7 protein-coding genes are annotated in these 6,838 nt (G+C 61.4%); 6 read left to right on the forward strand and 1 reads right to left on the reverse strand.

Annotation, left to right across the window (positions count from 1 at the left end; all coding sequences use genetic code 11):
* Positions 1-19: 19 nt before the first annotated feature.
* The 6 genes from FFS09_RS24985 (at position 20) to FFS09_RS25010 (ending at position 6,725) form a co-directional block, all read left to right on the forward strand.
* Positions 20-883, forward strand: coding sequence for a branched-chain amino acid ABC transporter permease (locus FFS09_RS24985; protein WP_137921656.1), 864 nt, complete (start codon positions 20-22; stop codon positions 881-883).
* A gap of 10 nt (positions 884-893) precedes the next feature.
* Positions 894-1,877 (forward strand): branched-chain amino acid ABC transporter permease, encoded by a 984-nt coding sequence (locus tag FFS09_RS24990; protein ID WP_171020173.1) that lies wholly within the window; start codon positions 894-896, stop codon positions 1,875-1,877.
* Positions 1,878-1,973: 96 nt separating this feature from the next.
* Positions 1,974-3,158, forward strand: a complete 1,185-nt coding sequence (locus tag FFS09_RS24995; protein WP_137921657.1) for an ABC transporter substrate-binding protein — start codon at positions 1,974-1,976, stop codon at positions 3,156-3,158.
* A gap of 22 nt (positions 3,159-3,180) precedes the next feature.
* On the forward strand, positions 3,181-4,824 hold the full coding sequence (locus tag FFS09_RS25000; RefSeq protein WP_137921647.1) for an AMP-binding protein: 1,644 nt from the start codon (positions 3,181-3,183) through the stop codon (positions 4,822-4,824).
* A gap of 26 nt (positions 4,825-4,850) precedes the next feature.
* Positions 4,851-6,041 (forward strand): thiolase family protein, encoded by a 1,191-nt coding sequence (locus tag FFS09_RS25005; protein ID WP_137921648.1) that lies wholly within the window; start codon positions 4,851-4,853, stop codon positions 6,039-6,041.
* A gap of 108 nt (positions 6,042-6,149) precedes the next feature.
* Positions 6,150-6,725 (forward strand): TetR/AcrR family transcriptional regulator, encoded by a 576-nt coding sequence (locus FFS09_RS25010; protein ID WP_137921649.1) that lies wholly within the window; start codon positions 6,150-6,152, stop codon positions 6,723-6,725.
* Here the strand turns inward: FFS09_RS25010 and FFS09_RS31445 are convergent.
* The coding region (locus FFS09_RS31445) for an acyl-CoA dehydrogenase family protein (RefSeq protein WP_137921650.1) at positions 6,726-6,838 on the reverse strand (113 nt) is incomplete at its 5' end.

Consider the following 6,838-nt stretch of genomic DNA (forward strand, 5'->3'; position numbering starts at 1 on the left):
CACGATGACGAGTATCTCCATGGCCGCCCTGTCGAGTCAGTTGCTGCTGGGCCTGGTCAATGGATCGTTCTACGCGATCCTCAGTCTGGGCCTTGCCGTGATCTTCGGCCTCCTCAACGTCATCAACTTCGCGCATGGCGCACTGTTCATGCTGGGGGCGATCGTCACCTGGATGGCGATGCACTATGCCGGTGTGAACTACTGGGTGATGCTGATCGGCGCACCGGTCATCGTTGGCATTCTGGGCGTGCTCATCGAGCGCCTTTTCCTGCGCTGGATCTACAAGATCGACCACTTGTATGGCCTGTTGCTCACGCTGGGTCTCACGCTGTTGATCGAAGGACTGTTGCGCTCGGTGTATGGGGTGTCGGGCCTTGCCTACGACGCGCCCGAGTTGCTCTCGGGTGCCACGGACCTGGGCTTCATGGTCTTGCCCAACTACCGCGCCTGGGTCGTCGTCGCCTCGCTCACCGTCTGCTTCGCCACGTGGTACATGATCGAGAAGACCCGTCTGGGTGCCTACCTTCGCGCGGGCACCGAGAACCCCCGGCTGGTCGAAGCGTTCGGCATCAACGTGCCGCGGATGGTCACGCTGACCTACGCCTTCGGTGCCGCGCTGGCGGCCTTCGCGGGCGTGCTCGCCGCGCCGGTGATCCAGGTGTCACCCCTGATGGGGCAGAACCTCATCATCGTGGTGTTCGCGGTTGTGGTGATCGGTGGCATGGGCTCGATCATGGGAGCCATCCTCACCGGCCTCGGACTGGGTTTGGTCGAAGGGCTGACCAAGGTCTTCTATCCCGAAGCGTCTTCCACCGTGGTGTTCATGATCATGATCATCGTGCTGTTGATTCGTCCCGCCGGCCTGTTCGGCAAAGAAAAATAGAACAAAACCCATGGACATGAAGAAGCTCCCCAGGGTGGCCTACGGACTGCTGTTGCTCTGCCTCGTCGCCGCACCGTTCCTCGGCGCCTATCCGGTGTTCGTGATGAAGCTGTTGTGCTTCGCCCTTTTCGCCGCGGCCTTCAACCTGCTGCTGGGCTTCGCGGGCCTGCTGTCCTTCGGACATGCGGCCTTCCTCGGCGGCTCGGCCTACGTGGCGGGCCATGCGATGAAGGTCTGGGGGTTGACGCCCGAGCTGGGCCTGCTGGCGGGCTTGTTCGCCGGGGCATTCCTGGGCTGGATCTTCGGCATGCTGGCCATCCGCCGCCAGGGCATCTATTTCGCCATGATCACGCTGGCGCTCGCGCAGATGATGTTCTTCATCGCCCTGCAAGCCAAATTCACCGGCGGCGAAGACGGGCTGCAAGGCGTGCCGCGTGGCAAGCTGTTTGGCCTCATCGAGCTCGGCAACGACCTCACGATGTACTACGTCGCACTGGTCGTGGTGGTGCTGGCGTTCCTTCTGATTGTTCGAACCGTGCACTCCCCCTTCGGCCAGGTGCTCAAAGGCATCAAGGAAAACGAGCCGCGCGCCATCTCGCTCGGGTACGACGTGAACCGTTTCAAACTGACGGCCTTCGTGATCTCCGCGGCGCTGTCCGGACTCGCCGGTTCGCTCAAGACCTTGGTGCTGGGCTTTGCGACGCTGAGCGACGTGCACTGGTCGGCGTCGGGGCACGTCATCCTGATGACGCTGCTGGGTGGCCTCGGCACCTTGTCGGGTCCTTTGGTGGGCGCTGCCGTGGTTGTGCTGCTGGAAAACAAGGTGGGCGAATTCGGCGGCTTCCTCGCGCGCCTCACCACGGTGGACTGGTTCAACACCCTGGGCGAATCGGTGACCATGGTCACGGGCCTGATCTTCGTGGTCTGTGTGCTCACCGTCCGCAAGGGAATCATGGGCGAGGTCATCGCCTTCCTGTCGAAATTCAAACGGTGACGCGCAGACCTTGCGATGCACCGCGTTTCCCACGCATTCAAACGCTTTCTCAATAAAGACTGGAGACCCCACGTGAAAAAATGCTTCTCAAAAGCCATGGCCGGCTGTGCACTGGCAACCGTTGTGGCGAGCGCTGCACATGCCCAGATGTCCGATCAGGTCATCAGGATCGGCTTCATCACCGACATGTCCAGTGCCTACGCCGACGTTGACGGCAAAGGCGGCGTGGAGGCGATCAAGCTGGCCATCGCGGATGCCGCTGCGAGTTTGAAAGGGGTGAAGGTCGAGCTGCTGACGGCGGACCATCAGCACAAGGCGGATATCGCGTCCTCGAAGGCGCGGGAATGGTTTGACCGCGAGGGCCTCGACCTCCTCATTGGGGGCACGAATTCGGCCACAAGTCTGGCGATGGCCCAGGTGGCGGCGGAGAAAAAGAAACCCTTCATCGCGGTGGGCGGCGGGACCACACGGTTGACCAACGAGGAGTGCTCGCCGTACACCATCCAGTACGCGTACGACACGGCGGCGACCGCCCGGACCACGGCGGGCGCCGTCGTGGCACTGGGTGGAAAGACCTGGTATTTCATGGCCGCCGATTACGCCTACGGCGCGTCCCTTCAGAAGGAGGCCAGCGATGTGGTGGTCGCCCGCGGCGGCACGGTGGTCGGATCCGTCAAGCACCCGTTGTCGGCCCCGGATTTTTCGTCGTTCCTTCTGCAGGCGCAAGCCTCGAAGGCACAGGTGCTTGCGTTCGCCAATGCGGGCTCGGATCTCATTGCCTCGATCAAAGGCGCTAGGGAATTCGGTTTGACCAAGAACATGATGCTGGCAGCGCCGCTCATGTTCGAGACCGACATCAACGCCCTGGGACTTCCGGTGACGCAAGGGATGTACACGAGCTCGGCCTGGTATTGGGACAGCAACGAGGAGACGCGGGCATGGTCCAAGCGTTTCTCCGCGGTGGCCAAACGCCAACCGACGTTCCTGCACGCGGCGGATTATTCGGCGACCCGTTTCTACCTCGAGGCCGTCGTGGCTACCGGAACCGACAATGCCGACAAGGTGTTGGGGAAGATGAAATCCACACCCGTCAATGACATGTTCACCAAGGGCGCGCGGATCCGCCCCGATGGGCGCCTGAACAAGGAAATGTTCTTGCTGCAGGTGAAGAAACCCGAGGAATCCAAATACGCATGGGACTTCTTCAAGATCGTGAAAACCCTCCCGGGTGAGGAGGTGCTGATCAAGAAATCCGAATCGACATGCCAGTACTGGAAGTAAACGCGTGCAGGAAAGCGAGAAGATGATTCAAGTCAGTGCGCAGTCGACCATTGGACAGGTATTCGAAGAGGCCGTCAGGAAATACAGCAAGAATCTGCTGCTGATGGCGCCCAGGAATGCACAGCGCGCCTACGCGCCCGAGGGCTATGCGATCACCTACGCCGATGCCAAGAAGGAAGTGGATCGGTTGATCTCGGCGTACGGACGCGCGGGCTATGGAACCGGGCACCGGGTCGGGCTTGACATGGAAAACCGGCCCGAGCACTTTTTTCACAAACTGGCGCTGAATTCGCTGGGTGTCTGCTGCGTGCCGCTGAACGCCGAGCACCGCGCCAACGAGCTTCAGTACGTCGTGGACCATTCGAAGCCGGACCTCATCGTGGCCGCATCCAGTCGGATCGCCTTTGTGCAGGCGGCCGTTGGAGATCGCGTGGCGATCTGCGCGGAAGACGATGTCCTTCAGGATGTACCGATGGCGGCAACGGCATCCCGTCAGGAACCCATTTCCGGTGAAACGCCGGCCAGCATTCTGTACACCTCTGGCACGACGGGCCGGCCGAAAGGCTGCGTGCTGTCCCACGGCTATGAACTGGAGTCGGGCGCCTGGTACCTCTCGCGCGGCGGTCTGTCGACCTTTGTGGAAGGCGGGGATCGGCTGTACAACCCGCTCCCGCTGTACCACGTGAACGCGTCGGTCTTTTCCTTCTATTGCGTCCTGCTCGCCGGGAATTGCCAGGTCCAGGGGGACCGGTTTCACCCCGGTCAATGGTGGCAGGAGGTCGTGGAGTGTGAAGCCACGGTGGTGCACTACCTTGGCGTCATTGTCCCCATGCTGCTGGGGCAACCCACCTCGTCACTCGAGCGCGCCCATAAGGTGCGCTTTGGTGTCGGTGCCGGCGTTGAAGCCACCTTGCATCAGACATTCGAGGAGCGATTTGGCTTCCCCTTGATCGAGGTGTGGGGCATGACCGAAATGGTCGGGGGCTTCTTTGACAACCAGCCGCCCCGGTCCGTTGGCACGCGCGCGTTCGGCAGATTGCCGCCGGAGGGGCTGGAGGCCCGGATCGTCGATGCCAACGATGTGACCGTGCCCACTGGCGCCACCGGCGAACTCACGGTTCGCTACTCCGAGACGACCCCCCATCGACGCTGTTTCAGCGGCTATCTGGACGACCCCGTCGCAACGGAATCCGCCTGGCGAGGTGGCTGGTTTCATACCGGCGATCTGGTCCGACAGACCCCCGACGGCGTCATGCATTTTGTGGACCGCAACAAGAACATCATCCGGCGATCGGGAGAGAACATCGCGGCGGCGGAGATCGAGGAAGTGCTGCAGAGCCATCCGCTGGTCCGGCAGGCGACGGTCATTGCCGTCAAGGACGAGGTCCGCGAAGAAGAGGTTTTCGCCTGCGTTGTGCTCGCGTCGGAAACGGGCGGTGAAGAGGTCGCCGCACAACTCTTTGCGTTTTGTGCGGATCGGCTGAGCTACTACAAGGCCCCTGGCTACTTCTGGTTCACTGACCAGATTCCAAAGAGCGGCACGCAGAAGGTGCAGAAGTACCTCATTTTCAAGAGCGACTGCGATCCCAGGGACGCAGAAGGTGTTTTTGATTTCCGACGCCTCAAGACGCGGCGCGCGAGTGCAAGACAGACCATCGAAAACTAGTTCATCAACGAGATCCAATTTCCAACATGGCTTTTTCCAACATTTTCCTGTCCGCAGGCGTGCGTACCCCCTTTGGTGATTATGGGAAGTCGCTCAAGGGCATCCCTCTCAACGCGATCGGCACGCATGTCGTGAAAGCCTGCTTTGCCAAGGCGGGCGTCGACGCCGGTGATGTCGATCATCTGGTCTTCGGCAACGTGGGCGCGGTGGACCACGACAGCGCCTTCATCAGTCGCAAGGTCGCGCTGCAATCGGGAATGACGATTGAAAGTGCGGCGCTCAATGTCACGCGCGCCTGCGGCACCGGGTCGCAGGCCATCGTCAGCGCCGCATTGCAGATTTTGACGAAGCACAGTTCGGTGGCAGTCGCTGCGGGCGGGGAAAACTTCAGCCGCGTCCCCTATGTTTCTCCGGGCACCCGGTGGGGTGCCGTGAGGGGGGAGGCGGCCCTGGTGGACGGACTGGACTATGTCTACCGATGCCCCTTCACCCGCGAGTTGATGGGCGAGACAGCGGAGAACGTGAGCCAGCTGTACGGGTATCGCCGTGAAGAGATGGACGACTGGGCGTTCATGAGCCAGCAACGCGCGAAGTCCGCCGAAGCCTCCGGGTTTCTCGCGCAACAGATCGCGCCGATTGAGGTCCCGGATGGCAAAGGCAGTCGGCTCTTCACGGCAGACGAATTCCCGCGGCCGAACGTTCTGCGCCAGCGCCTCTCCGAACTGAAATCGGCGTTCCGTGAGGGCGGTCCCGTGACGGCCGGGAACTCGAGTGGCGTGACCGACGGCGGCGCTGCCATCCTGGTGTTCGATGAGGATGCTGCTCAACGCCATGGGCTGCGGCCACAGGCAAGGCTGGTTGACTACGCCGTTGAAGGCGTGCCCCCTCATCTGATGGGCGTGGGGCCGGTGCCAGCCATGGCCACTTTGCTGAAACGAAACGGGCTGGGTGTCGCCGACATTGACTATTTCGAGATCAACGAGGCCTTTGCGGTCGTGAACTTGCACGCCGAGAAGGAGCTTCAGATCCCCCGTGACAAGACGAACCTGTATGGTGGTGGCATTTCGATTGGCCACCCGCCGGGCGCCACCGGCATCCGGATGACCATGACCGCCATCCAGCACTTGGAGATGACCGGTGGCCGTTATGCTGTGGTCAGCATGTGTCTGGGCAGCGGGATGGGCATGGCGACCTTGATCGAACGGGTCAACGATTGAGATCGGTTCGGGCCGCTCGACAGCGTTGGCTGCGTGTAGGATGACCGGGTCAGCGGTCATGGTTGCGATGGGAATCGCAACCACCTAATCCAGGAATTTACGCAAGACATGTCAAAGAAAACGGGCGGACAAGTAAGCAGGCTTCCTCAGATCCTGGACAAGGCGGCTGAACTTTTCGCGGCCAATGGCTATCGGGGCACGTCGACCCGCGAGATCATGGGCGCGCTGAACATGCCATCGGGCTCGCTGTACTACCACTTCTCATCCAAGGAAGACCTGTTGGCGGAGGTCTACAAAGTGGGTGTGCAACACGTGATCGACGTGGTGGACCGAGCCATCGTGGGAGAGGCCGATCCTTGGGTGCGACTGGAAAAGGCCTGTGCCGCGCACCTCCAGGCCATTCTTGAAGACAACAGCTATGCCCAGGTGATTTCCAAGATCATGCCGGAAGACGTTCCCAGTGACACGGAGCGGCTCACCGAACTGCGCGATGCATACGAAATGATCTTTGTGAAGGTGATTCAAGACCTGACGCTGCCATCCGACATCAGCCGCAAGTCCCTCCGGTTGTTGCTTCTGGGTGCGCTGAACTGGTCCCGGATCTGGTACCGATCCGGGCAGGATTCGCCGGCGGCCATCGCAGCCGAGTTTGTGCAAATCGTGAGAGGGAACCTGCAGCGTTAGTCAGCAGGTTTCTGCGAAGAGTTCGCGGCCGATGAGCATGCGGCGGATCTCGCTCGTGCCCGCGCCGATTTCATAGAGCTTGGCATCGCGCCACAGGCGGCCCAGCGGGTACT

Origin of the sequence: Hydrogenophaga sp. 2FB (assembly GCF_005503365.1) — a bacterium.
GTDB lineage: Bacteria > Pseudomonadota > Gammaproteobacteria > Burkholderiales > Burkholderiaceae_C > Hydrogenophaga.

Excerpts from the sequence above, each read along its gene's own strand:
- FFS09_RS24985 (WP_137921656.1), top strand. The coding sequence starts at position 20 with ATGGCCGCCCTGTCGAGTCAGTTGCTGCTGGGCCTGGTCAATGGATCG.
- FFS09_RS24990 (WP_171020173.1), top strand. The coding sequence starts at position 894 with ATGGACATGAAGAAGCTCCCCAGGGTGGCCTACGGACTGCTGTTGCTC.
- FFS09_RS24995 (WP_137921657.1), top strand. The coding sequence starts at position 1,974 with ATGGCCGGCTGTGCACTGGCAACCGTTGTGGCGAGCGCTGCACATGCC.
- FFS09_RS25000 (WP_137921647.1), top strand. The coding sequence starts at position 3,181 with ATGATTCAAGTCAGTGCGCAGTCGACCATTGGACAGGTATTCGAAGAG.
- FFS09_RS25005 (WP_137921648.1), top strand. The coding sequence starts at position 4,851 with ATGGCTTTTTCCAACATTTTCCTGTCCGCAGGCGTGCGTACCCCCTTT.
- FFS09_RS25010 (WP_137921649.1), top strand. The coding sequence starts at position 6,150 with ATGTCAAAGAAAACGGGCGGACAAGTAAGCAGGCTTCCTCAGATCCTG.